The sequence below is a fragment of the Paenibacillus contaminans genome, from assembly GCF_003285015.1.
In the GTDB taxonomy this organism is placed as follows: domain Bacteria; phylum Bacillota; class Bacilli; order Paenibacillales; family NBRC-103111; genus Paenibacillus_V; species Paenibacillus_V contaminans.
The window spans coordinates 115,289-140,294 of sequence record NZ_QMFB01000021.1 but is presented as its reverse complement, the minus strand read 5'-3'; the positions used below and the strand labels follow the sequence as shown (position 1 = coordinate 140,294).

The window sequence follows — 25,006 nt, the reverse complement described above, 5'->3', positions numbered from 1 at the left end:
GCCGGCCGGATCTTGGAGGGGGATTTCCGGTTGTTTCATGGACGAACGGACGGCTTATGGGAACGAATCAATGATCAACGGAGGCGATTTTCATGGGAGAAGGACAAACGAAACGGCCGAATATCGTATTTATTTTAACCGATGACCAGGGTGCGTGGGCGATGGGCTGCGCGGGCAACGGCGAAGTGAAGACGCCGAATTTGGATCGGCTGGCGGCAAGCGGCGTCCGGTTCGATAATTTCTTCTGCACGTCGCCGGTATGCTCGCCTGCCCGTGCTTCGCTGTTTACGGGACGCATTCCGTCGCAGCACGGCGTGCATGATTGGATACGCGAAGGCAGCGTCGGCCCGAATGCGATCGAATATTTGGCCGGGCAGCTCGCGTACACGGATGTGCTCGCCGAGAACGGCTACGTTTGCGGCTTGAGCGGCAAATGGCATCTTGGCGACAGCGTGAAGCCGCAGAAAGGGTTCACGCACTGGTTCGTGCACCAAACCGGCGGCAGCCCGTACTATAACGCTCCTATGATCAGAGACGGGCAGCCGTACAACGAGCCGGCTTACGTGACGGACGTCATTACCGACGACGCGCTTGCTTTCCTCGACCGGCAGGCGGAAGAAGGGGAGGGGCAGCCGTTTTATTTGAGCGTCCATTATACCGCGCCGCACAGTCCGTGGCTGAACGGCAACCATCCGCAGGAGTATCTCGATATGTATGCGGACTGTCCGGGCGAATCGACCCCGCTGCATACGCCTAAGCATCCTTGGCTGATCAAAACGGCGCCGGGCGAGGACAATCGTCTCGAAAGCTTGCGGGGTTATTATGCTTCGATTACGGCGATGGACGCGAATGTCGGCCGCATTCTGGATAAGCTGGAGGCGCAAGGCTTGACGGAGGACACGCTGATCGTTTTCATGGGCGACAACGGCTTCAACTTCGGCCATCACGGGGTTTTCGGCAAGGGGAACGGCACGTTTCCGCAAAACATGTACGACACTTCGGTCAAAGTGCCGGCTATTTTCAGTCAGCCGGGACGCATTCCGCAAGGCGTCGTATCGGCTGCAATGGCGAGCGGCTACGATTTTATGCCGACGCTGCTTGAGTATGCCGGCCTGCAAAATCCCGTGGCGGAAGATTTGCCGGGGCGCAGCTTCCTGCCGCAGCTCCTGGGCGAAACGCCGGGCGAGCGGACCGACGTCGTCATTTTCGACGAATACGGTCCCGTGCGGATGATTCGGTACGAGGAATGGAAATACGTCCACAGGTATCCGTACGGCCCGCATGAGCTGTACGATTTGGCGAACGATCCGGACGAGTCCGCGAACCTGATCGACGCGCCGGAGCACCGCGAAACGCGCGAAGCGATGAAGGCGCAGCTCGAGCAGTGGTTCGTCCGTTACGTCGACCCGGCTATCGACGGCGCTCGCGAGCCTGTCAGCGGCTTCGGTCAGCTCGCCGAAGCGGGCGTCCGCGGCAAAGGCAAAAAGGCGTACCATGACCTGGAGTAGCGAAAGGGTGACTCGGAGGTCCGGCTATTGACGGCGTCCGCGATCCGGTCAGCGGCTTCGGCCAGCTCGCCGAAGCGGGTGTTTGCGGCAAAGGCAGAAGGAGTACCATAACCTAGAGTAGCGGAAGGGGCTTCTCGGAGGTCCGGCCGGCCGGTGAAATACGGCAGTATGCGGGCGTTCGCGCCGCAAAGCTAAGAAGCGTGCAAGGCGTTTGCCGAAAGTGAATGTTTACGCGGCACGGTTTACAGACGGGTATCCTGTTAACGATGCTAATTTTGAGTCGACTAGTAGACTTTCAACGCTTAAACTAGGGATTAAGTTTCGTAGCATGGCACCAGTTTACCGGGTAATGTCCGTTATCCGAATCCCTGGTTATGAAAGAAAAACACGGAACTCGTAATGGTTATGCACGAACCGTGCGAATAGTGGAGAAAACCTTATTGTTCATGAGGCTGTCCTCGCTATTCCACCGGTAAAATGCTCGTTCCCGCCTGTTAATGAGGCAAACGTAACTAACAATTTCGTTTGCCTCACTATTCGTTGCGTTTGCCTCATTATGCCACCAGAACACGGGTTTTCGGTTAGAAATAGTGAGGTTTGCCTCACTGATAGTAAACTTTTNCCACCAGAACACGGGTTTTCGGTTAGAAATAGTGAGGTTTGCCTCACTGATAGTAAACTTTTCCTCATTATGATGATCACGATCTGTTGCACGATCAGATGCCTTACATCCCTAAAATCTATAGTATAAGAGTTGAAATGCTCTAGTCATTCATAGAAGCAGCTTGCATGCGAAAAAAGTCAAGCCTCGGAATCGTCCAAACGGTTTCGGGGCTTTTGTCGCGTTTTTGGAGGGTGTATTTGCCAGGAGGACACCTTTTGAGGAATAGCGGAAATCTTACGAGGCTCCCTTCGAACAAGCCGCGAAATCATTCGAAACCGGTGCCGCAGGCTAATCCCCTTAAAGGTTCAGCGGCCGCCGGGAAGTATGCTTTTTCAACCCGCGGACGCCCATAGTATAGTATAATAAAACAGACAATGATTGACATTTGAGGGGTTGGGAGGATTGGATTTGTCTTATGTGAAGGAAACCGCATGGAAGCCGATGGGCATCAGCAGGATGCTGGATTACAGCTTTCAGTTTTTTCGGCGCCATTTTGTAAAGCTATTCTTAATTATGCTAATATTTTACGGCCCTTTTTATTTGCTGCAGCAGCTTCTTCTGCCGAATGTGTTGTCGGGCAACGCTTTTATTCTGCAATCGTTCGTCGAAGGTCTTCGGGACGGCGTCGGCTTGGATTCGGATGTATTCGAGAGCCGAATGCTGGAATACGAAGCGGATGCCACGCTGCTGGTCGGCAAGCTTCTCGTTTTTTTTCTTATTGCCATTCTTTTTCTGATATTTTTCGTTCCGGTTTCCATTACGGCTGTCGTCATGTATGTGCAATCCGTGTTGAGCGGAGAGGGGGAGCCGTTAATCGGCGACGTGCTGAAGCGCTCGTTTCGCCGTTTTTGGCCGGTCGTGGGGAGCAACCTTCTGTTCGGTTTGATCTTGATCGGCATATTTATCGGCATCATGCTGGCCTTCTCGGGTATTTCCGTATTGCTTGCGCTGGTCGTCGGCGCGGCGGCGAACGGACCGGGCGTCGGCGGGGCGATCGTGATGGGCGTTCTTATCGTTGCCGGCATGATCGGCGTTCTGCTGGCGGCAGCTTATTTTATCATTCGCCTTATGTACTTCTTGCCGCTTACGGCTCTCGAGGGGGAATCGATCGGGCTTGGACGAAGCTGGGCGATGACGCGCCAAAGCTTTTGGCGGCTGTTCTGGACGATGCTGGTCATGTATTTGATCATTTATTTTATTACATCCATTCTCGGGATGCTGTTCGGGTTCGTTCTGCTGCTGTTTGCGCCTCCATGGGTGGCTCAAGCCGTGCTTCTGCTGGCGAATACAGTGCTGGCTCCGCTGATGATCGTGCTGTACGCGGTAAGCTTTTTCGATCTGAGGGTGCGCAGCGAAGGCTTAGGACTTGAAGCGCTGATCAGGCAAACGACCGGGCTCGAGCCGGCAGGCGCCTACTATGAGCCGTACGGTCACCAGCCGTATAACGGCTATAATCCGTCCGCTCCGTCGAGTGAAGCAGGCGATACGTTACCGGCGCCGGATGCCAAGAAGGATGAGCGGGAATGAGCGTAGCTGACGATAAAGAGCGTCTCCGCGATATTTTGGAGGGCGGCGAGTATAAGGCTTATTACGATTCCGGCGGCGAGAGCCTTTGGGATATTTTTGGACGATGGCTGAGAAAGCTGTTCGACTTTTTTCCGGCTTTGCATGTTTCCGATGGAACGGGCTCCGTTATTGCATATGGATTGGCTGCGGTCGTATTCTTCATGCTCGTATGGGCGATCTATTGGTTTTCCAAGCAAATTGTCAGACACGGCAGGGTTCGCCCCGGCAAACCGCTGCTTACCGACGAAGAGCTGACGTGGTCGCTCCGCGATTATATGCAGAAGGCGGAGGCGCTTAAAGCCGAAGGGGCTTGGCGCGAGAGCGTGCGATTTTTGTTTTTGGCGCTGCTTTTTTATATGCAGGAGAGAAGCTGGGTGACCGTCGAGAAATGGAAGACGAACTGGGAATACGGCGAGGAGCTTCAGCGCAGCCGTGAAGGGCTTGTGCCGCTTTTTCGGAGCAGCGCGGGGCTGTTCGACCGGGTTTGGTACGGCAAGGAGCCGATTAATGAAGCGGACTTGACGGCATTTTACGAGCAGGTGCGCAGCACCGTCCGGGAAACGGAGGCGAGCCGCGATGCGCAAACGGACTAACGCTTATATCGGATTGGCGGTTTGCGTGCTGCTTTTTGTCGGGCTGGGGTACTTCTTCTATAAGCCGAAGGCGGAAAATATGGCGCCGTATCTGTCGTTTTCGGCCGATCTGGACGGGACGAAGGCGTTCGTCCAACTGCTGGGCGAGAAGGGGCATTCGGTCGAGACCTGGAAGCTTCCGGTCAAAAGACTTCCGGCCGGCGGCGGCGAGGCGCTTTTGCTTGTACAGCCTTCGACGCTCGCGGATGAAGAGCTTAAGGCGCTTGGACGCTGGATCGAGCAGGGCAACGACGTGCTGCTGTTCACTTCGGTCCCGCCCGCGTGGGACGGCTTTCAGCCCGACGAAGCCGGCGAGCCGGAGAGAAAGCAAGCGGAAAGCGGGGCGTCTGCCGGGAATGCCGGCAAAACGGAGGCGAAAGCGGCGGGAGAAAGCGCGGCCGGTACGTCCGTAGATAAGGAAGGCGACAACGGCGGTACAGAAGCAGCCGGGACTTCCGAAAATAAAGGCGGCACAAACGGCGAGGCGATTAAGAAAGCAGCTTATATGGAGCTGCGGCAAATTAGCAGAGCGGGAACAAACGAACCGCTGGAAGCGGTCGTGAAGCCCGAACGGCGACTGGAGGCGGGAGCCGGCGTCGAGCCGCTGCTGACGGACGCGCTCGGCCTAATCGGAGCGAGAAAGCGGATCGGCGGCGGAGAGTTAACGATCGTGCTTGCGCCGAACTGGCTGATGAACGGCGAAGCGCTCAAGCATAAGCATTTTGAGCTGGCGTGGCCATTGTTCGAACGGCGGTGGGAGACGCTACGGATCGACGAATATCATCACGGCATCCAGACGAAGCCGGGGCTGTTCGCCGCTTATCCGGCATGGCTGCTTGTCGCGGGCGCGCAGCTGGCCTTGGCGCTGGCGCTATGGCTTTGGATGCGCGCTAAGCGCATCGGGCCCGTCCACGTTCCACGGGCGTGGACTGCGCGGCGCGGCGACGAGACGCTGCTCGCCGTCGCAGGGTGGTACGAGCGGCGCAAGCTCCGCTCGGAGGCGCTGGCGCACAGCGCGGAGCGGCTGCGCCAGCTGCTCTGGCAGCGCTGGGGCGTTACGCCCGGCGCTGCCCCGCAAGAGGCGGCAAGCGCCGCCCGCATCCATTGGGATGCGGACCGGGCGAGCCGCCTCGAGCGGCTCCTGCACCTGGCGCAGCCGGTGCAGGGGAGCGTCGGCGCGCGCGAGTTTACGGCGCGCGTACGCGAATACGGCGAGTTCATCGCCGAATTGGAGAAGGAGTGATTCGCTTTGCATAATGTGCTGCAATCGATGGAACGGCATTTGCTCGGCCAAGGGCCTAATTTGCGTCTGCTTGTGACGGCGCTGCTGGCCGGAGGCCACGTGCTGCTCGAGGGAGTGCCGGGTCTCGGCAAAACCCGCATGGCCCGGACGCTTGCGGGCTTGGCGGGAGGCGATTTTCGCCGTATCCAGTTTACGCCCGATTTGATGCCGAGCGACATTACAGGCAGCGTGATTTTTCAAATGCGCGACAACGAATTCCAGACGGTGAAGGGTCCCGTCTTTACGAATGTGCTGCTGGCCGACGAAATCAACCGGTCGGGGCCCAAGACGCAAGCAGCGCTGCTTGAAGCCATGGAAGAGCGGCAGGTGACGATCCAGGGCGCGACCTATCCGCTGCCGGATCCGTTTTTCGTCATCGCGACGCAAAACCCCGTCGAATACGAGGGGACCTATCCGCTTCCGGAAGCGCAGCTCGACCGGTTTATGTTCAAGCTGGTGCTGGATTATCCGGACGAGTCGAGCGAGCGGAACATTTTGCGGCAGCATCGGTCGTACATGGAGCAGCGCGAGGAAACGATCGAGCCGCTGCTAACGCCCGACATGCTGCGCGAGCAGCAGCGGCGCTTGGCGGATGTCGTCGTCGAGGACTCGATTCTGGCGTATATAACGGCGATCGTTCGGCGGACGAGGGAATCGCGCAAGGTTCAGCTCGGCGCATCGCCGCGGGCGGGAATTGCCGTCCTGATGGCAAGCAAGGCTTGGGCGCTGCTCGACGGCAGAACGTTCGTGACGCCCGACGATGTGAAGCTGGTGGCGCGCCCCGCTCTTCGGCACCGTATTTTACTGTCGGCGCAGACGGAATTGGAGGGCGGAACAAGTGACGTCATCATCCAAGAAGCGCTTGCCTCTGCGCAAGTTCCTCGCTGACCGGTTCATACACCGGTTTGCGATGCCGACGGCCCGCCTCGTATGGCTTGCGGCGGCGGGAGCTCCGATTGCCGCCGCCGCAAGTCTGCTTGATGCGTCGGTTGGAGGTTATGCATTTCTAATTTGGAACGGGCTTTTGCTGCTTTTCTCGGCGATTGATTTCCTGCTTCTCCCGGGTAGAAGCGTATTCCGCGCAGAGCGGGCGACGCCGGATCAAGCCGACGTCAACAAGCCGTTCGACGTTGCAGTAACGCTGCATACGAATGCCCCGCAAAGGCTCCATATAACGTTCACCGACGATTTGCCGGTCAGCTTCGGGCAGGCGACGGTCCATGCCGAGCTGGACGGCAGCCGCCTGACGCTCGCTTACGCGACGTTTGGCAAGGAACGGGGACGTTACCGGCTTCAGCATGCTTACTTGCTGTATTCCGGAGGCTTCGGTCTCATCCGTAAATTCGCCCGCCTCGATTGTCCGGGAGAGGTCGACATACAGCCGGATTTGTCCCAGGTGCGGGGAATTCTCCAATCCACGCCTTCCATGCTCCTTCTGGAGGGACGCAAAATTTTCAAAAAGCTGGGCAGCGGCTCCGATTTCGATTCGATTCGCGATTACGTGCAGGGAGACGATCCCCGTACCGTCAATTGGCGGGCGACCGCGCGTACGGGCAAGCTGATGACAAGCGTCCTGCGGCCGGAAAAAGGAAAAACCGTCACGCTGCTGATCGATTGCGGACGGATGATGGGGATCGAGCTGGACGGCCAGACGAAGCTGGACCGCACGCTCGAAGCGGCGCTCGCGCTTGCGGCGGTCGCTCTGAAGCAGGGGGACCAGGTCGCGCTGCTTGCTTTTGCCGCGGATCTGAAGGTATACGTTCCGCCGGACAAAGGGATCGCCCATTTAAACCGGCTGGTGGAGGCTTCGTTCGATTTGCAGAGCGAATTCGTGGAATCGAATTACGGTATGGCGCTGTCTTATTTGCTTCGCGTGCAGAAGAAACGCTCTTTCGTGGCGGTATTTTCGGATATGGAAAACTATCTGTACCATCAGGAATTGGCTGCTTATGCGCATAAGCTGAGGAGAAGCCATATGCTGCTACTCTTGTCCCTTCAGGATCCTTTGCTGCACAAATGGGCGCATGCGGAGGCGGCTGACGCCCGGACGGCGTATGCGCAGAGCATGGCGCATAAATTCGGACATGATCGAAGCGGCTACGTACAGGAAATGGCTTTTACGGGCATTCATGTGCTGGATGTGCCGGCCGACCGTTTCACGTTGAGTGCGGTCAACCATTATCTTGACCTGAAGGCAAGGGATGCTTGGTAGCATGGCGGCGTTTGACGGCGGAAATTCATGCTCGCCGTTTTCCGTTATAGCGCAGCTTGCTTACCGTGTGAATTCACCGGCCGCCTTCATCCCGGGCTTTGCCCGACCGGATGCCGTAGGCATAGTAGCAGCCGAGAAGCAGCAGCGTGGCTCCGGCCACGGCATATTTCACTTCGAGTGACAGGACGGAAGGCGTAATGTACCCTTCGATAATGCCGGCGATGACGAAGAGCGGGATCGTGCCGATCAACAGCTGGGCGGATTGCTTGGCGGCCTGCAGAAACTCGTATTTCCGCGAGTATCGGGTAGGAACGATCATGCGATACGCCATATAAAAGCCTGCTCCGCCTGCGATAAAGATCGCGGTCAGCTCGATGACGCCATGGGGCAAAATGTACGCCCAAAATACGTAACTCTTTCCCGAATGCATGAAAACGGCCGCCAGCGCTCCGATAATCAGTCCGTTATACAGCATCAAATAAACGGTGCCGATGCCAAGCGTGATGCCGCTGACGAATGCAAGCACGGCTACGCGAATGTTGTTCGTCATGATTTCCGTCGAGACGACCGGGCTGTGGATGTCCCCGCGCGGCAGCTCGGTTTTTGTAGGATCCACGCTGTCGGCGATTCCGCCGGGCAGGACGGCATAGGCATTGGAAGGATTTTGCCATACCGAGATATAGCCGGACAACCCTCCGATTGCAAACAGTATGAGGGCAAGCAGGATGAACCGGTTCCGCTCGCGGATAAGGCCGATCAAATGACTGCCGAAAAAATGCCGCAGCTGAGCCGAGCTTTTGTTGCTTTCCTGGTACATGATATGATGAGCGCGCGAGACGAGATGGTTCAAATATAACGTCGTTTCGTCCTGCGGAAGGTGCGTATGCATCGCCGCCAAATGAGAGGAAGCGGATTTGTATAATGCGGTTAGCCGGTCCAAATCTTCCGCTGCGATACGGCCCTTCTGTTTGCCGAAACGGATAAGCAAGCTTTCCAGCTCCGTCCAAAGCGGTTTGTTTTGTCTGGTGAATACACCGAGATCCATCGGGAAAGCCTCCTGTTCCATCGTTCGCCGGACTGTCGCACGAGCCTCGAAATACGCCGGGATTACGGCGGGGCAGGCGAATTAGCAAGTATAACACAGTGTATCCCGCCGCAGTCGGACTGCTTTAGCAGTCTCTTTTTGCAAGTCTTGGGAAACCGTTATTCCATTCTGTGCAGTTCCCGGCTAATGCGGCATCGCATGACGACGGCCGACTTGTATCCATTTCCTTATGCTACCATAATTCCGAATCGGTGAGGAGACATTCATGAACGCTCCGTTTGAAAAACAATTTACGGTCGTCACGCCGGAACGGGTGCAGCTTCAGCTGCAAACGGCGGGGATCGGCACGAGGGCGATCGCTCATTTTCTCGATAATGTGCTGCTGGGGATTTGTAATTTCTTGCTGCTGCTGCTTCTCGTCTTCGGGTCCGAATGGATCGGGAGCTCGCTCGACTCGTGGGCGAACGATTATGCTTTGGCATTCTTGATCATATTTTTTGTGGTGCTGAATGTCGGCTATTATGTCGGACTCGAGCATTACAACGGAGGACAAACGCTCGGCAAAAAATGGCTCGGCATCCGCGTCGTCCAGGAAAACGGGCAATCCGCCACGTTTATTTCGGTGCTGATCCGCAACTTTTTCCGGCTGATCGATTTTTTGCCCACCCTGTATTTTCTCGGTACGATGGTGATGATTTTCAGCAAACGAGACAAAAGAATCGGCGATATGGCCGCCGGAACGATCGTCGTGGTCGAGCTGCAGCGCGATCGTTTGAAGCGAAGACGAATCGTCGATAAGGCGCTGGAGCAATGGCGTCCATATGTGCCCGATACGCCTTTGTCCGAAACGGCCAGGCAGCAGGTCGGCCACGAGGATTGGCGTCTTCTTTCGGCATACATGGAGCGTCTGCCCAGCTTGACGGACAATAAAGCCGCGGAGCTTGGCGCTCCGATCGCCCGGCATTTAAAGGCCAAGCTGGAGGCTGTGGAGTCGCTCCGGCCGATGGACGACAGGGCTTTCCTCATTTGGCTTTACGTGCAGCTGCGCGACGAGTGGGAGGTCTAAAAAATTTTCACCGCTTTTGTCACAAATCGGCGGTCTCCTTCGTTATACCTGCGATTGAACGAAAACAGGATAAACGGAGGAGATCGAAATGAAACAAAGAGTCAATTTATATCAGGCAGCGCCCGAGGTATACAAAATCATGAGCCAGTTCGGCGTTTATACGCGGACGATGGGTTTTTCCGACACGCTGATCGAGCTGATCAAAATACGCGCTTCCCAGCTTAACGGCTGCGCTTATTGTCTCGATATGCATACGAAGGACGCTCGTGCTTACGGAGAAACCGAGCAGCGCATTTACTTGCTTTCCGCATGGCGCGAAGCGCCGTTCTACACCGAGGAAGAAAGGGCCGTTCTGGCGCTGACGGAGGCGGTGACGCTTGTATCGGAGAATGGCGTGCCGGATGCGGTGTACGAGGAAGTGCGGAAGCATTTTGACGAAAAGCAATATGTCGATCTTGTAGCGGTCATGGTGGCCATTAATGGCTGGAATCGGTTCTCGATCGCCGTAAACAACATTCCCGGCAGCTACAAGCCCGGTGATTTTAAGTAAGACGCTCAGCGGAAATTGCGACGGTCATCCCGAACGGGGTGGCCGTTTTTTGCGTTTATGCCTGTGAAACAGCCCTAAACCGGCGTTAAACGTCGGCTTCAAACGATGCCGATAGGCGTTCGATTGCAGGACAGCGGACTGGCAAGTTTTGTGAGCATAGGGAAGCGCGTGCCGCCGGGAAATGTAAACGGTCTGTAACCTAACGCGGACCTTTGAGCCGTATAATGGGGACATATCGCATCGGGAGGGAAATTCATGAAAAAATCATTCAAAATATTGTCGCTGACCATTGCGGGCAGTTGTTTATTCGTATCGGGCACGCCGTCGTCTTATGCCGAAGCTCCAGCCCGGACGGACGTTTTACCCTACAATGTAACGGCGAAGCCGATATCCGCCGAAATCGGGCAGGATAATGTGCAGGTTTCGGCCAAAACGGTCAAGGAGCAAACGGACGAGGTGTCGGTCGACGCTAGCATCCCGGTGATCGCCGGATTGAAGGATAAGAAGTACGAAGCCGAGCTGAACGATATCCTCGAACGGCACGCCATGAAGGATATCGAGGGCATCAAGCAGCAGGCAAAAACGGATGCGGCGGAGGCCAGGAAAGCAGGATTCCCGGTGCGCCCGTATGAGCTGAATATCAGCTACGACGTAGCGGCTTCAGGCGGCGCGGCCGATTCCGGCGTGTTCTCGCTTCGCGTAACGACTTATACATACACAGGCGGCGCCAACGGCGTGCCGAGAATCGATACTTACAATGTCGACAACGGCGCGGAGGCCAAACGGATCGAGCTGAGCGGTTTGTTCGGCGACGGATACAAGAAAACGATCGATTACGAAATCGCCAAGGAAATCGCCAAGACGCCCGAAAACTATTTCGAGGACGCTTTTAAAGGAATTGCCGAAACGCAGTCTTTTTATATTGAAAAAGGGAATGCCGTTATCGTCTTCGGCAAGTACGAGATCGCCCCGGGTGCGGCGGGCACGCCCGAGTTCCGCATTCCGATCCCAGGCGCGGGTGCGAATGAAGGAGCCGTCAGCGTGACGGGCAAAGCGGTCAAAGAAGAAACCCCCGAATATATCGCAGACCTGAACATTCCGGTCGTTTCCGGACTGAAGGACAAGCGTTATGAAGCGCAGCTGAACGATATTTTGGAGCGCAATGCGATGAAAGGCCTGGACGAGCTCAAAAAGCAAGCGGCGGAAGATGCGGCTGCGGCCAAGGAGAGCGGCTATGAATTCCGTCCTTACTCGATAACGATCGACTACGAGGTGAAAGCAAGCGGCGGTTCGGCCGACAAGGGGAGATTCTCGCTTGAGGTTAACAGCTATGTCTACACCGGCGGCGCGCATGGAATGCCGGTAATGAGCGCATTCAACGTGAAGAACGATGCGGAGGCTGCGAAAATTACGTTAAGCGATTTGCTCGGCAGCGGCTACAAGACGATAATCGACGAACACGTTAAAGCGGAAATCGCCAAAAATCCGGACGATTATTTTGCAGACGGCTTTACCGGCATCGATGAAACCCAGTCGTTCTATATTGAAAAAGGCGAAGTCGCCGTCGTATTCTCTCCTTACGAAATTGCGCCGTATGCAGCCGGATTCCCGGAATTCCGCCTCCCTATTGCCGGAGAAAGCGCAGGCAGTACCGAAGAGGTATCGCAGCCAACGAAGCTTGTCGTGAATGGAAAAGCGCTGGCTGACGGCGATGCGGCCGTTTATACGCAGGAAGCGGGCAAAGCGCTCGTGCCGCTCCGCATCGTAGCGGAAACGCTCGGCTTCGAGCTGAAGTGGAACGGCGAAGAGCAGTCCGTCGAGCTGGCGAAGGGCGCTCAATGGACGATCGTACGCGTCGGCAAGGACGAGTACGTGTATAACAAAATGGCGCCGATCTCCCTCGGAGCCGGGCCAGTCATTCAGGACGACGGCAGAATGTTCGTGCCGGTTTCCTTTTTCTCGGATATTTTAAAGGCCGATGTAGTAATCGGTACGGATTCCATTTCGATCAAGGGAGCGGCTGCCGCCGAGTAGAAAGCCTCCTCGTTTGACGGTCATGGTTATACAAACGGCAACAAACCTCCATCTTCGTTCCCTTAGGGGCGGAGACGGAGGTTTTTTAGTTTCGCGATAGGGCATGGTTTGTCGAAAACCCGCGTTCTGGAGGCATAATGAGGGGAAAGTTACTATTGGTTAGGCTAACCTCACTGTTTCTCGCCGAAAATCCGTGTTCTGGAGGAATAATGAGGAAAAAGTTACTATTAGTTAGGCGTCCCTCACTGTTTCTCGCCGAAAATCCGTGTTCTGGGGGCATAATGAGGGAAAAGTTACTATTAGTTAGGTTACCCTCACTATTTCTCGCCGAAAACCCAAGTTCTGGTGAGTTAATGAGGCAAACGCAACTAATAGTGAGGCAAACGAAATTGATAGTGTTGTTTGCCTCACTATTCGGCTAGAACGAGCATTTTACCGGTGGAATAGTGCGGACTGGCTCATTATCAATAAGGTTTTCGCAACTAAGCGTATCAAAGTAAGGGTCTGGCGGGGCGTGCCGCATGCAACGGTTCCGCTATTTAATAATCGAAATGCGTTCGGGCAAAATGTCGATGCGGATCCGCTCCGGTCTCGCGAGCTCGCCGTCCATATGCGCGACGTGCGGCTGAGACGATTCGATTTCAACAGACCGTCCGGACAAGAAGGAGACGGCGGGATGTCCGACATGCTTGCCCGAATACACAAGCGGGAAAAGCATGAACAGCTTCAGGCGGCTGATGCCGCTGACGATGCAAATATTTGCTTTGCCGTCGTCGGGACGGGCGGAAGGGCAGATCAGCATCCCTCCTCCGTAATGCGGGATGTTGCAGACCGCGATTAGCCAGACGCGCGACTTCTCAGTCTTCGAGCCGTCGACAAGAAGCTTCATGTCGCACGGGCGGTACGTGAACAAGACGCGCATGAGCGCCAATACATAGGCGAGCTTGCCGAGACGAAGCTTGTTCAGCAGCTTTTTGTAACCGGCTTCATTCGTCTCCAGCGCTACTTGCCCGTCGAGCCCGGTACCGATCGAGTTGGCCGCCACACGGCCGTTCATATGAAGCAGATCGATCGGGCTTCCCGCATGCTCTTTAAAAATAAGCTCCAGCGCTTCGAGAGGATGAAGCGGAATTCCGTGTCCGCGCGCAAAGTCGTTGCCCGAGCCGGCGGGAATGTACGCGAAACGGCAAGCGATATGCGGTGCTTCCTCCGCCGTTTCGGCTGCGGCTGCGGCTTCCCGGCTGCCCGCATACCTCGCGGCGCTCCATAGTCCGTTCACGACCTCGTGAACGGTTCCGTCGCCGCCGACCGCCGCGATGACGGTATACTGCCCGCTGCGCAGCATTTCGCCCGCAAGCGCGACAGCGGTCCCCGGCCCGGTCGTGAACCGCACGGCATGGCTTATTTCCCGCCGCCGCAGCACCCGCTCGATTTCGTTCCACACTTTCCTTCCGCGCCCGTTGCCGGACACGGGATTGACGATAAAAGCAATCATTCGCGCAGCGCTCCCGCTTGTTATAAAGGTTGGTATCATTTACGATTGCGAGCAGCTGGAGGCTGCTTCGACATCATTCGCTTACTAAGATACGGCTATATGTAGTTCGCTTTCGGCGGCCAAAATCCTGCCGATATAATCGGTCGGACAGCAGACGCGCTAGGCACCGCCCGAGATCCGCAACCCTCATTCGCCGAGCATGACCGGCGTGCTGGAGGCACCCTGCAGTCCGCCTTTATTCGCCGGGCAGCAGACGCGCTAGGCACCGCCCGAGGCCGGTAGCCCTTCGCTCGGGCAGATCGGCATGCTGGAAGCACCCCGCAGTCCGCCTTTATTCGCCGGGCAGCAGACGCGCTAGGCATCGCCCGAGGCCGGCAGTCCTCATTCGTCGAGCAGGACCGGCGTGCCGGAGGCACCCCGCAGTCCGCCTTTTTCGTCGGACAGCAGACGCGCTAGGCACCGCCCGAGGTCCGCAGCCCTCGTTCCCCGGGAGGGGAGGAACACTGGCGCCTTGACCTCTGAATCCCCGTCCTTCTCGGCGCCGTCTTTATCCCCGGCATTACATCTCAGGCTCCCACGGCCGCTTGATGCCGAACGTTTCGGCTAGCCGTTTGCTTTCCGACCGGCGCTGGCGGCGCGCTTCCGCACGAGCGGGAGCCGTTTCGTGCAGCAGCTTTTCATCGGGCGTTTCCGGTACCACCTTCGGCACATCGGCCGGCCGCCCGTCTTTCCCGAGCGCCACATAGGTGAGGAAAGAGGTGGCGCATACGGTTCTCTCGCAGGTCAATAAATTTTCGCCGATCACTTTGACGAACACTTCCATCGAGGTTTTATTCGTCCAAGTTACGATCGCTTCAAGGAACACTTCGTGTCCGACCTTGATCGGATGCAAAAAATCGATCGAATCCGTCGATGCGGTTACGATCGGCAATCCCGCATGGCGCATTGCCGCACGGGCGGCTACATCGTCGATATAGGCCATCAGCTTGCCTCCGAACAGCGTTCCGTGATTGTTCGTGTCCGGTGGCAGTACGTAGCTGGAATTGACGGAACGCGATTCGCCGGCTTTTTTGATTGCGGACATGGACGGCACTTCTCCCTTCGAGTTGGAACCTGCGTGAGCCCGCCTCCTATTCGAGCGGTACAATTAGGCAGAGGTTGACTACATCGCAGGATTCGGGCACTATTAAATCAACGTGCTAGAAACGTGAAGCTTCCCGGCATCTTTGCCCTTAGGGCGCTTGCCGGCGAAGGATCAGATAAGGGGGTGATGCGTGTGGCTGCGCATACGGACCAGACGGTACATGAAATATTGCAAAGCATGGTCAAAAAAGGATGGCGCATTACGGAGCAGCGCAGAACGCTCGCCACGCTGTTTGCGCATGCGGAAGGGTACTTGTCCCCGCGGGACGTGTACGACCATATGACCAAAAAATACCCGGGCATGAGCTTCGACACGGTTTACCGCAACTTGCGGCTTTTGTCGGAGATGGGAGTGCTGGAGCAGTTTTATTTGAACGACGGACTTAAATTCAAGGCACGCTGCCAATCCCATCACCATCACCACTTAATTTGCCTTACCTGCGAAAAAACCTATACATTCGAGTTTTGTCCGATGCCTTCCGTACCGGAGCTGCCGGCTTCGTTCGACGTCGTCTCCCACCGGTTCGAAATATTCGGCTATTGCTCCGATTGCAAGCAGAGCCGGAAGCAGGAGAAAGAAGCCGATAAGGAAGACGAATAACGCTGGAATCGTTTGTCCCGGACGTTGTAAAAAAACTTTCGCTATGTAATACTTAGCCTCATTAGAATAACTATAACACAGACAAGCGGCAATCGATTGCCCATACATCCTGGAGGGAGAAAACGATGTCTGAATCAAACGCAAAGCTGTTTACGAATGCGAATATTTATACGCCGGACGGTATTTTTGAAGGAGCGAGTCTGCTTGTTCGCGACGGCTTGATCGAGTCGGTCATACCGGCTGCGCTGGCGGGCACTGCCGATGCGGACGGGGCGGAAATCATCGACGTCGGAGGAGCGATTCTGGTGCCAGGCTTCGTCGACGTACACGTACACGGCGGCGGGGGCTTCGACGTGATGTCCTCGCGTCCCGGCAAGCCGATGCTGGACGGGATGAGCCTGTTCCATGCGAAGCACGGAACGACCTCTTTCCTGGCGACGACGCTGACGGCAAGCAAGGAAGATATCGATGCGGCTCTGCAAAGCCTTGCGAAGGAACTCGAGGAGGGAACGTCCGGTGCGGATGCGGTAGGCATTCATCTGGAAGGGCCTTTCATCAATCCGGTCCGCTGCGGCGCGCAAAATCCCGCTCATATCCGCGAAGCGTCGGTCGAAGAAATGAAAAAATATATGGACTACTCCGGCCATTCGATTCGGCTGATGACGATCGCTCCAGAGTTTGCAGGCAATCTCGAAACGATCGCCTACGCGACGCAGAACGGAGTCACGGCATCGATCGGCCACTCCGACGGCAAAATCGCCGACGTCCGCGAAGCGGTAGCCAAAGGCGCAAGCCATGTCACGCATATGTTCAACGGCATGAGTCCGATGCATCATCGCGAGCCCGGAGTTGCCGGCTCGGCGCTAATCATCGACGATCTGGCGGTTGAGCTGATCGTGGACGGCATCCACATGACACCGGATATCGTGTCGCTTATTTATAAAACGAAGCCTGCCGACAAAATCGTCCTCATCACCGATGCGATCGAGGCAACCGGATGTCCGGACGGGGATTATTTCCTCGGCGAGCTCCCGATTATCGTGAAAGACAACAAAGCGACGCTGCGCGACGGCGGGAGCTTGGCCGGCAGCACGCTGACGATGGACCGCGCGATGCGCAACACGATTGCGTTCACGGGCCTTTCGCTGGAAGAGGTGCTGCCAGGCTTGACGATTAACCCGGCGCGGCAAGTCGGTATCGACGACCGCAAAGGCTCGATCGAAGCCGGCAAAGACGCCGATCTTCTTATTCTCGACGCAGACCTTAACGTACAAGCGACCTATGTGCGGGGGAGAAACGTTTACCAAGCGTAACTCCGTTAGCTGTCGCCTGAGCGGAACGGAAAGCGCACCGGACTGACTGAATGTCCGGTGCGCTTTTTGCCGAGCCTTCCTGTAGACTGTCCGGAGAAAGGAAATTATTGAAAGGCTCCGGACACATGAAACATCCGATTTATCGCCATCTTAACGGTAACCTGTAATTCCAAAACGCCTTCAAGCATATCCTTTTCTTGTCATTCCATTTTCCAGTAAACGGGCGCTCCCAACAGAAGGGACGGCGCAGCGTTTGTGTACGACCGCATCTTAAAAATATAGCTTACACGATAAGGACGAACCGCTGCCGCTTTGGTCAAAGTCTCGAGAAGGCTGTCCATTGCCGATCGTTCGCACGCCCGGCAAAAGCCGCTCGTCTGAAGAAAACGGAAGACATTTGTCCAAATATAAGAATTATGTTTCACATAACAAGCGCTTATATTTCAACGGTAAACGCGCGCGTCCGAGCTTATGCTTACGATGTCGCTTTCTTCGAAAGCGTTTAGGACGGCGAAGCCGTTTATCCTTGTTGTACCACAGGTCTGGGGGCCAATCCATTGAGCAAATTCCTTCTTACATTCACCACATCTGCGCTCGCTCTTTTGGTTGTTTTTGCGTCGTTTCGCTACGACAAGCATCAGTATGACCTGGTCATATACGGCGGCGGTCCGCAAGCCGTTTCCACCGCGCTTGCGGCCAAACGGACCAATAAACAGATGAAAATACTAATGGTCGTCCCCGAGCGCGCGCTCGGATCCATTTTGACGCTCGGCAGGCAAAATCTGTTCGACGTCAATTATTACAAGCCCAAATCGCTGCCCCAAGGCGTTAAACCGAGCTATGAAGGCTCGCAGGCCGGCACGTTTTATTATTTTATGCAGGACGTAACCGCGGTTTTCCCTCCGGAGCTTTTCGAATCCTATTTGGCTCGCAAGCTGAGCGCCCACAAAAACGTTGAAATCTCGTATGAGACCGATATTACGAAGGTTAACCTAAAGGCCGACTCGGACGGAACGAACGCCAAGTCCAAAAAGGCGGTGACGGCTCTTTCCAGCGACATGCGCCCGGCTCCGTCAGCCGCAAGCGCCAAACCGTCGGCGACGGAAACGGATGAAGCGGAAACATTCGAAATCGAATCGATCGTCACGCAATCGCTCGTTAAAAACGAGAAGAGCTACTATCGCTTCGGAGGCGGCGCCGGAGAGCGGAAGGTACGAGCGCCTTTGTTCGTGGACGCTTCGGAGACGGGGAGGCTGGTCGGCACTAGCGGCGCGTTTGTCGGCACCGTAGGACGGGAGGACCAGAATCCGGACGGGGCGCAAATGGCAGCCACGCTTATGTTTAAGCTCAAAGGGCTGGACGCAGCCAAAGCGGTAATCGATCCCAAGCTTCAGGGAAAGGCGCTTACCTACAAAGGCTCTTTCCAGCTGTGGGCCGGTCACGAGATGCGCAGCAACCCTGTCATTGCCGCTTATGACGCGGCTTCGCCTCTTTTCCGTATCAAACCTTACAATGCGGGGGAGGACGGCTATTCCGGCAAGGGCGAAGCGGGATCCAAGGATATGGAATTTTGGATGAACATGCTCCTGATCTACAATGTCGATGCCCGCAAGACGATCCGGGATATGGAAGCCGGCGGCGTCGTTTATCCGGAAAGCGGCGGAATGGCCCCTGAGGCCGCCCGCGAGCTTGCTCTGCAAGAAATAAGCAAGCCGGAGTTTATCCAAATGCTGCGGCATTTGAACGGCTTGGAGAATGCGGAGCTGGTCATGAAGGACGGCGAGCCCGTCGTAGGGGAAACCTTGTACATCCGCGAAAGCATTCATACGGCGAATGTGGCGGATCCTGCGACCCGAACCTACCGTTTCGCCTTAGATAAGGACGGCGTGACGGGGAATGACGAGCGGTATTTCGACCGGCGGATCGGACTCGGCTATTATCATTTTGACTCGAATTCTTATAAAAAAGGGGAGCAGCTTTCCAATCCGCTCGGCAAAGAGCCGTGGTACGTTCCTTACGACGTGCTGCGTTCGCCGAAGCTGACGAATGTGCTGATTCCCGGCTACGCAGCCAATATGGATTCGTTCGCATGGACGGCGATGCGCGTATATCCGAACTTGATTATGCTCGGAGATGCGGCGGGAACGGCCGCTGCGCTTTCCTTGAGCCGTAAATTTTCGGTCGATGAGCCGAGCGAAGCGCAGATCGAATTGCTGCAGCAAAGTCTGAGGGCTCAGCAGGTTATTTTGGATAAATAAGGTCGATGTTCCACTGAGGGGAAATTGCAATAAATAAAGGATGAGAATATTCTTATTGAATTCTTAGAAACCGGCGTAAGCCGTTGATTGATCGCGCTTTCAAGGCGATGTGGTAAATGTGGGCATTTTTTCTCATGGTATAGTGGGTTGTAGGCAAATGGCCTTACTACTGAAACCCAAGGAGGAAATACCACATCATGATCAACATCAAGAAACGCCTTGTGCAAAGTATGGCCACAATCGGCCTAAGCGTCACTCTGGCCGTTACGGGTACGCTTACGCTGGCGCCTCAACAGGCTAGCGCTGCAACTTCAGCTCAAACAATGGGCGACAAAATCATCAGCTACGGCGACAACTACCTCGGCCGGCCTTATCGTTTCGGCGCTTCGACCGCCACGACAGCCGCGTTCGACTGCTCTTCGTTTACGCAGCATGTGTTCAAGCATTTCGGCATCAAGCTGCCGCGCACGTCCAAACAACAAGCGACGGTCGGAAAATATGTTCCAAAAAGTCAGCTGAAAAAAGGCGATCTTGTTTTCTTCTCGACTGCAGGCTCCAAAGGGAAAATCGCTCACGTCGGCATTTACGCGGGCAACGGCAAGTTTTTGAATACGTACGGCAACCCTCAGGGCGTCACGTTCTCGAATATGAACAGCAGCTGGTGGAAGAGCCACTACATCACAGCACGCCGCGTTCTCTAACAGAGGACAAGCTGCATAGGCAAGTGAAGAGGAAGTCCGGCCGAAAGGCTCGGACTTCTTTTTTGCGTTCATGCGAGGAGCGGCCCGTATTGCGAATCTGTTAATATTTTCGCGTATTACGGCCCAAACTAACTTCAAAAAACGTTCCGCAGGGCAGGGCAGCAGGCAAGCATTATGCGGTAACTATTGAAATACGCTGCATAACGGATCAAAATCGGGCGTAAGCGGTAGGGGACGCAGGAGATGAACGAAAACATACTGGTCGTGGATGACGAACAGGAGACGAGATGGCTGCTCGAGCAGGAGCTCTCGCACGACGGGTATGCCGTCGCGAGCGCCGCTACGGGACGTGAAGGGCTCGAAAAGGCTTTGGAGGGCGAATGGGACCTCATTTTGCTCGACGTGATTTTACCGGAGCTGAGCGGAATGGAGGTGCTGCGCAGACTGCGGGCGGCCGGCAAGCGGATGCCGGTTATTATGGTGTCCGGGCGGTCGGCTACGCCGGATAAAGTAGCCGCACTGGATCAGGGCGCGAACGATTACATCACGAAGCCCTTTGCCATTGAAGAGCTGCTTGCGCGCATTCGGGCATGCCTTCGGTACGCGAAGGTTTCTCTGCCGGAAACGTCTTCCCGCCCTGCGCATTTGCTGCATATCGATAAGCTCGAGGTCGATACGAAGGCTCGTACCGTCGTAAGATCGGGCCAGCCGATCGACTTGACGCCCAAGGAATTCGATCTGCTCGTCTATATGCTGGAGCGGACCGGCGAGGTGCTTCGCCGCGAAGAGCTGATTCAGCAGGTTTGGGGTTATGATTTTGTCGGAGATACGAACATAACGGACGTCTACATCGGGTATTTGCGCAAAAAAATCGATCAAAGCTTTCGGCCTCCGCTCATTCATACGGTGCGCGGAGTCGGATACTGTCTCCGGATCGAATCGGAAGACGGGGATGAAGACGATTTGGATAGTTAGCATGGCAAAGCAGCATGGTGCAAAAGATGAAAGGGGAGGCGGCCGTACATGGCTGGCTCGTCTTTTTTTGCAACATTGACATACCCTATGGGGGTATGATAGCATGGAAGGAGAGGTGAGGTGAGGAAGATGAACGAAGCTATTGACGCGCAACACGACGAAACGAACGCCTCCTGCTGCCACACAGACGATGAAGGGCGCAAAAGCCATCACTCCGAACGAACGAAAGCGACGCTTGTCGCCAGGCTTAACAGGATCGAAGGACAAATTCGCGGCGTGAAGGGCATGATCGAGAAAGATACGTATTGCGATGACGTGCTTAACCAAATCAGCGCGATACAAGCCGCCTTGAACGGCGTCGGCAAGCTTCTGCTGGAAGGCCATATGCGGAGCTGCGTAATCGAACGTATCCAGGAAGGCGATAATGCCGTTATCGACGAACTGCTCAAAACGGTAAACAAGCTACTGAAATAATAATGATTTGCATAAACATGATCATATAGCGGTCTGAAGCTCGAATAATCGGCTGTAGGAAGCCTCAAAGGGGCGACAAGAGGGAAGGGAGAATGAAACGATGAAAGAGATCACGTTGAAGGTGGAGGGCATGTCCTGCGGGCATTGCGTAAGCGCCGTCGAGGGGGCCGTCAAGAAGCTCGGTGCGGACGGTAAGGTCGATTTGGCGGGCAAATCGGTAACGGTCAAATATAACGAACAAACCGTTTCGGTTGACGCAATCAAGACGGCCATTGAAGACCAAGGCTACGACGTTGCAAAATAACGCCGGAAAAGCGCGGCATTGCCGTGCTTTTGCGGTTTTTTCGAATGAATAAGATGTGGAGATTCCGAACCGGGGGAGGAAGCCGCAGTGGGGAACCGCCAAGCGACGGTTTCGATTACCGGCATGACTTGTGCGGCTTGTGCCGCCCGCATCGAGAAAAGCTTGAATAAACTTGACGGCGTCGAGGCAGCCGTTAATTTGGCGCTCGACAGAGCGTCCGTTTCCTATGACCCCGCCCGCACGGACTGGCCGCAAATCGAGCAAAGGATCGTGCAGCTGGGATACGGCACGATTAAGGAAAGCGCCGATTTCTTCATTACCGGCATGACTTGCGCCGCATGTGCCGCCCGCATCGAGAAAGGTTTGGCGAAGCTTCCCGGCGTGAGCGGGGTCAACGTTAATCTTGCGCTCGAAACGGCGCATGTCGAATTTGCGGGAGGTTTGGTGACGCCAGAACAGCTTGCGGATAAAGTGAACAAGCTTGGCTATGGAGCGAGACTCAAGCAGGACAGCGGTGCAGATGCGGAAACGGCGAGGCGGAAAGCGGAAATCGAGTGGCAGCGCTTCTCGTTTATGATATCGGCGTTATTAACGCTGCCCCTGCTGTGGGCGATGACCGGCCATTTTGCCTTCACGTCCGGCATTTGGACACCGGGTTTTCTGACGGACCCCGTCTTCCAGATGATTTTGGCTACGCCGGTCCAGTTTCTCGTGGGCGGCCGTTTTTATACCGCGGCGTTCAAAGCGCTCCGAAACGGCAGCGCAAACATGGACGTCCTGGTCGCTCTGGGCACTTCCGCCGCATACGGGTACAGCGTAGCGCAGGTCGTTATTTCCGGCGGTATCGGGCAGCATGGACCGGCGCTTTATTTTGAGACGAGTGCGGTGCTCATTACGCTCATTGCGCTCGGCAAATGGCTGGAGGCGCTGGCTAAGGGCAGGACGACCAATGCGATCAAAAAGCTGATGAATTTGCAGGCGAAGTCGGCGATTGTGGTCAGGGACGGAAAGGAGTCGGTAATTCCCGCCGAGGAAGTCGTTCCGGGCGACATCCTGATCGTGAAGCCGGGTTCGACCGTGCCTGTCGACGGTATAGTCGTCCGGGGGTTTTCATCCGTTGACGAAGCGATGCTGACCGGGGAGAGCATGCCGGTAGAGAAAAGCAAGGGGGACGCCGTAACCGGCGCTACGCTGAACAAGAACGGCGTCTTGACGATTCGGGCGATTAAAGTCGGCAGAGAAACGAGGCTGGCGCAAATTATTCGCGTCGTCGAAGAGGCTCAAGGGTCCAAGGCGCCTATTCAGAGGGTCGCGGACCGCATATCGGGCGTTTTTGTGCCGGCGGTCATCGCCGCTGCGGCGGGCGCTTTCGCCATCTGGTATTGGTGGGCGGCGCCCGGCAATTTTCCCGGGGCGCTTGAGAAGCTGATTGCCGTTCTGGTTATAGCCTGTCCATGCTCGCTCGGCCTGGCGACTCCGACCTCCATCATGGCCGGCTCCGGGCGCGCCGCCGAACTGGGAGTTCTGTTCAAGGGCGGGGAGCAGCTGGAAGCGGCGCATAAGGTCGATGTGGTGCTGCTCGATAAAACCGGCACCGTCACGGAGGGGAAGCCTGCGCTGACGGACGTCGTCGCGGTTATGCAGGACGAAGTGCGGTTTTTGCGGCTTGTCGGAGCCGCGGAGCAAGGCTCCGAGCACCCGCTTGCCGAAGCGATCGTCGCCGGCATTGCAGAGCGGGGCATCGCGATACCCGAAGCCGTATCCTTCGAGGCGATACCGGGCTGCGGGGTACGCGCCGTTGTCGAAGGACAAACGGTCCTCGTAGGGACGAGCCGGCTTATGGACATGCACGGCATTGCCGTGCGTCATGTCGGCGCGCGTATCTCGGAGCTTGAGGAATCCGGCAGAACGGTCGTGCTTGCCGCCGTAAACGGCCGTTTCGCCGGCCTAGTCGCGGTCGCCGATACGATCAAGCGATCGTCCCGTCAAGCGGTAGCCAGACTTCGCAAGCTAGGTTTGCGCGTGATCCTGCTGACAGGCGATAACCGCAGAACCGCGCAAACGATCGCAAGGCAAACCGGTATCGGCGAAGTCGTTGCGGATGCGCTTCCGGAAGGCAAAGCGCAAATAGTCCGCATGCTGCAATCCAAGGGTCATAAAGTGGCGATGGTAGGCGACGGCATCAACGACGCGCCTGCACTGGCCACGGCCGATATCGGCATGGCGCTTGGCACGGGGACCGACGTCGCGATATCGGCCGCCGACATTACGATCATGCGGGGCGATCTGAACGGTATTGCCGACGCCATCGAGATGAGCCGCTTGACGATGGGCAATATCAGGCAAAATTTATTTTGGGCGCTGGCCTATAATTCGCTGGGCATTCCGATAGCGGCAGCGGGTTTGCTCGCTCCATGGATTGCAGGCGCGGCAATGGCGCTGAGCTCCATTTCCGTCGTGCTGAATGCGCTTCGCTTGCAGCGGGCGAACCCGGCTCCGTTAAGAAAATAACCGACCGGTTCCGTTCCGCTTCCACCCGTCTGCATTCCGATAAACGAAGAAAGGATGCCGTACCGACATCTATGCTGAGCCGAATTAATAAATACTTGGTCGTTCTGCTGTATGCCGGCTTCGTCCTGCTTGCCGTCCTTTACAGAGACGAGCTGCGGATATGGATTCAAGAGGGGAGCCGCCCGCCGGTCCTTCTTATGCTGGGGGCCGCGACGCTGGTCGCTATGCTGCCGGTGCCCCTTATTCCTTACGGCGTTATGAGCGGCTTAATGGCCGCCAAATACGGTCTGGCGGCGGGCATCGCGCTCAGCTGGGCCGGCTCGACTCTGGCTGCGATATTCATGCTTGCCATCATTCGAGCCATGGGTGCAAGCAAGGGACGCAAGCTGCTCGCCAAGTACAAGGGACTCGACAAGTTTACAGCATTCATTGAGAGGCATCCTTTCGTATCGATTATGCTGTCGAGAATGATTCCGGTCATTCCTGCCCAAGCTATAAATATATACGCCGCCGTTACCCGCATTCCGTTCCGGACGTTCTCGATCGCAACGGGAATAGGCAAAATACCGCTTATGGCTCTGTACGCGATTGCCGGTTTCGAGCTTCTTGGCAAGACGGCTTGACTTTGTTTACGAAAAATACATAAAATAATCGAGTGTGCAATTTCGACAT

The 25,006-nt window shown here is 56.0% G+C and carries 21 protein-coding genes; 18 read left to right on the top strand and 3 right to left on the bottom strand.

The features are described 5' to 3' along the window. Positions 1-92 precede the first annotated feature (92 nt). The 6 genes from DQG23_RS28920 (at position 93) to DQG23_RS28895 (ending at position 7,864) form a co-directional block, all read left to right on the top strand. The gene (locus DQG23_RS28920; RefSeq protein ID WP_113034521.1) at positions 93-1,508 is read left to right on the top strand and encodes a sulfatase family protein; all 1,416 of its coding nucleotides are present in this window, start codon (positions 93-95) and stop codon (positions 1,506-1,508) included. 1,081 nt (positions 1,509-2,589) lie between these two features. Further along, positions 2,590-3,699 (top strand): glycerophosphoryl diester phosphodiesterase membrane domain-containing protein, encoded by a 1,110-nt coding sequence (locus DQG23_RS28915; RefSeq protein ID WP_238178089.1) that lies wholly within the window; start codon positions 2,590-2,592, stop codon positions 3,697-3,699. Beyond that, the gene (locus DQG23_RS28910; RefSeq protein ID WP_113034519.1) at positions 3,696-4,331 is read left to right on the top strand and encodes a DUF4129 domain-containing protein; all 636 of its coding nucleotides are present in this window, start codon (positions 3,696-3,698) and stop codon (positions 4,329-4,331) included. Before DQG23_RS28915 ends, DQG23_RS28910 begins: the two co-directional genes overlap by 4 nt. After that, positions 4,315-5,613 (top strand): DUF4350 domain-containing protein, encoded by a 1,299-nt coding sequence (locus tag DQG23_RS28905; protein ID WP_113034518.1) that lies wholly within the window; start codon positions 4,315-4,317, stop codon positions 5,611-5,613. The genes DQG23_RS28910 and DQG23_RS28905 overlap by 17 nt, the downstream gene beginning before the upstream one ends. Positions 5,614-5,619: 6 nt before the next feature. Next, positions 5,620-6,540: an AAA family ATPase gene (locus DQG23_RS28900; protein ID WP_113034517.1), complete on the top strand. Its 921-nt coding sequence runs from the start codon at positions 5,620-5,622 to the stop codon at positions 6,538-6,540. Continuing rightward, positions 6,491-7,864, top strand: coding sequence for a DUF58 domain-containing protein (locus DQG23_RS28895; RefSeq protein WP_238178084.1), 1,374 nt, complete (start codon positions 6,491-6,493; stop codon positions 7,862-7,864). Before DQG23_RS28900 ends, DQG23_RS28895 begins: the two co-directional genes overlap by 50 nt. Before the next feature lie 73 nt (positions 7,865-7,937). Here DQG23_RS28895 and DQG23_RS28890 read toward each other — a convergent pair whose 3' ends face one another. Continuing rightward, entirely contained in the window at positions 7,938-8,909 is a 972-nt protein-coding gene (locus tag DQG23_RS28890; protein WP_113034516.1) for a stage II sporulation protein M, read from the bottom strand. Positions 8,910-9,174: 265 nt separating this feature from the next. Here DQG23_RS28890 and DQG23_RS28885 point away from each other — a divergent pair, with 265 nt between their 5' ends. From DQG23_RS28885 to DQG23_RS28875, 3 genes are all read left to right on the top strand, one after another. Then, complete coding sequence (locus DQG23_RS28885) at positions 9,175-9,975, top strand: RDD family protein (RefSeq protein ID WP_113034515.1); 801 nt, start codon at positions 9,175-9,177, stop codon at positions 9,973-9,975. Between the two features lie 88 nt (positions 9,976-10,063). Next, positions 10,064-10,525, top strand: a complete 462-nt coding sequence (locus tag DQG23_RS28880) for a carboxymuconolactone decarboxylase family protein (RefSeq protein WP_113034514.1) — start codon at positions 10,064-10,066, stop codon at positions 10,523-10,525. Positions 10,526-10,780: 255 nt separating this feature from the next. Then, positions 10,781-12,559, top strand: coding sequence for a PdaC/SigV domain-containing protein (locus DQG23_RS28875; RefSeq protein WP_113034513.1), 1,779 nt, complete (start codon positions 10,781-10,783; stop codon positions 12,557-12,559). A gap of 535 nt (positions 12,560-13,094) precedes the next feature. On the opposite strand, the gene DQG23_RS28870 is transcribed toward DQG23_RS28875, so the two are convergent. Both DQG23_RS28870 and DQG23_RS28865 read right to left on the bottom strand, forming a co-directional pair. Then, positions 13,095-14,054 carry a diacylglycerol/lipid kinase family protein gene (locus tag DQG23_RS28870; RefSeq protein WP_113034512.1) on the bottom strand — a complete coding sequence of 320 codons (960 nt, stop codon included), beginning with the start codon at positions 14,052-14,054 and terminating at the stop codon, positions 13,095-13,097. A 559-nt stretch (positions 14,055-14,613) separates the two neighbouring features. Next, positions 14,614-15,138 (bottom strand): acyl-CoA thioesterase, encoded by a 525-nt coding sequence (locus tag DQG23_RS28865; RefSeq protein ID WP_113034511.1) that lies wholly within the window; start codon positions 15,136-15,138, stop codon positions 14,614-14,616. 186 nt (positions 15,139-15,324) lie between these two features. Between DQG23_RS28865 and DQG23_RS28860 the strand changes: the two genes are divergently transcribed. The 9 genes from DQG23_RS28860 (at position 15,325) to DQG23_RS28820 (ending at position 24,957) form a co-directional block, all read left to right on the top strand. Next, positions 15,325-15,798, top strand: a complete 474-nt coding sequence (locus DQG23_RS28860) for a Fur family transcriptional regulator (RefSeq protein ID WP_113034510.1) — start codon at positions 15,325-15,327, stop codon at positions 15,796-15,798. Positions 15,799-15,923: 125 nt separating this feature from the next. Next, positions 15,924-17,111 carry an N-acetylglucosamine-6-phosphate deacetylase gene (gene nagA / locus DQG23_RS28855; RefSeq protein ID WP_113034509.1) on the top strand — a complete coding sequence of 396 codons (1,188 nt, stop codon included), beginning with the start codon at positions 15,924-15,926 and terminating at the stop codon, positions 17,109-17,111. A gap of 557 nt (positions 17,112-17,668) precedes the next feature. Continuing rightward, entirely contained in the window at positions 17,669-19,369 is a 1,701-nt protein-coding gene (locus DQG23_RS28850) for an FAD-dependent oxidoreductase (protein ID WP_113034508.1), read from the top strand. 197 nt (positions 19,370-19,566) lie between these two features. Then, a complete protein-coding gene (locus DQG23_RS28845) occupies positions 19,567-20,070 on the top strand; it encodes a C40 family peptidase (RefSeq protein WP_113034507.1) in 504 nt (167 codons plus the stop codon). A 243-nt stretch (positions 20,071-20,313) separates the two neighbouring features. Continuing rightward, positions 20,314-21,045 (top strand): response regulator transcription factor, encoded by a 732-nt coding sequence (locus DQG23_RS28840; RefSeq protein ID WP_113034506.1) that lies wholly within the window; start codon positions 20,314-20,316, stop codon positions 21,043-21,045. 129 nt (positions 21,046-21,174) lie between these two features. Further along, entirely contained in the window at positions 21,175-21,519 is a 345-nt protein-coding gene (locus tag DQG23_RS28835; RefSeq protein ID WP_113034505.1) for a metal-sensitive transcriptional regulator, read from the top strand. A gap of 100 nt (positions 21,520-21,619) precedes the next feature. Continuing rightward, positions 21,620-21,823, top strand: coding sequence for a copper ion binding protein (locus DQG23_RS28830; protein WP_113034504.1), 204 nt, complete (start codon positions 21,620-21,622; stop codon positions 21,821-21,823). An 87-nt stretch (positions 21,824-21,910) separates the two neighbouring features. Continuing rightward, positions 21,911-24,334 (top strand): heavy metal translocating P-type ATPase, encoded by a 2,424-nt coding sequence (locus DQG23_RS28825; RefSeq protein WP_272949074.1) that lies wholly within the window; start codon positions 21,911-21,913, stop codon positions 24,332-24,334. Positions 24,335-24,405: 71 nt separating this feature from the next. Continuing rightward, the gene (locus tag DQG23_RS28820) at positions 24,406-24,957 is read left to right on the top strand and encodes a TVP38/TMEM64 family protein (RefSeq protein WP_158560744.1); all 552 of its coding nucleotides are present in this window, start codon (positions 24,406-24,408) and stop codon (positions 24,955-24,957) included. Positions 24,958-25,006 lie beyond the last annotated feature (49 nt).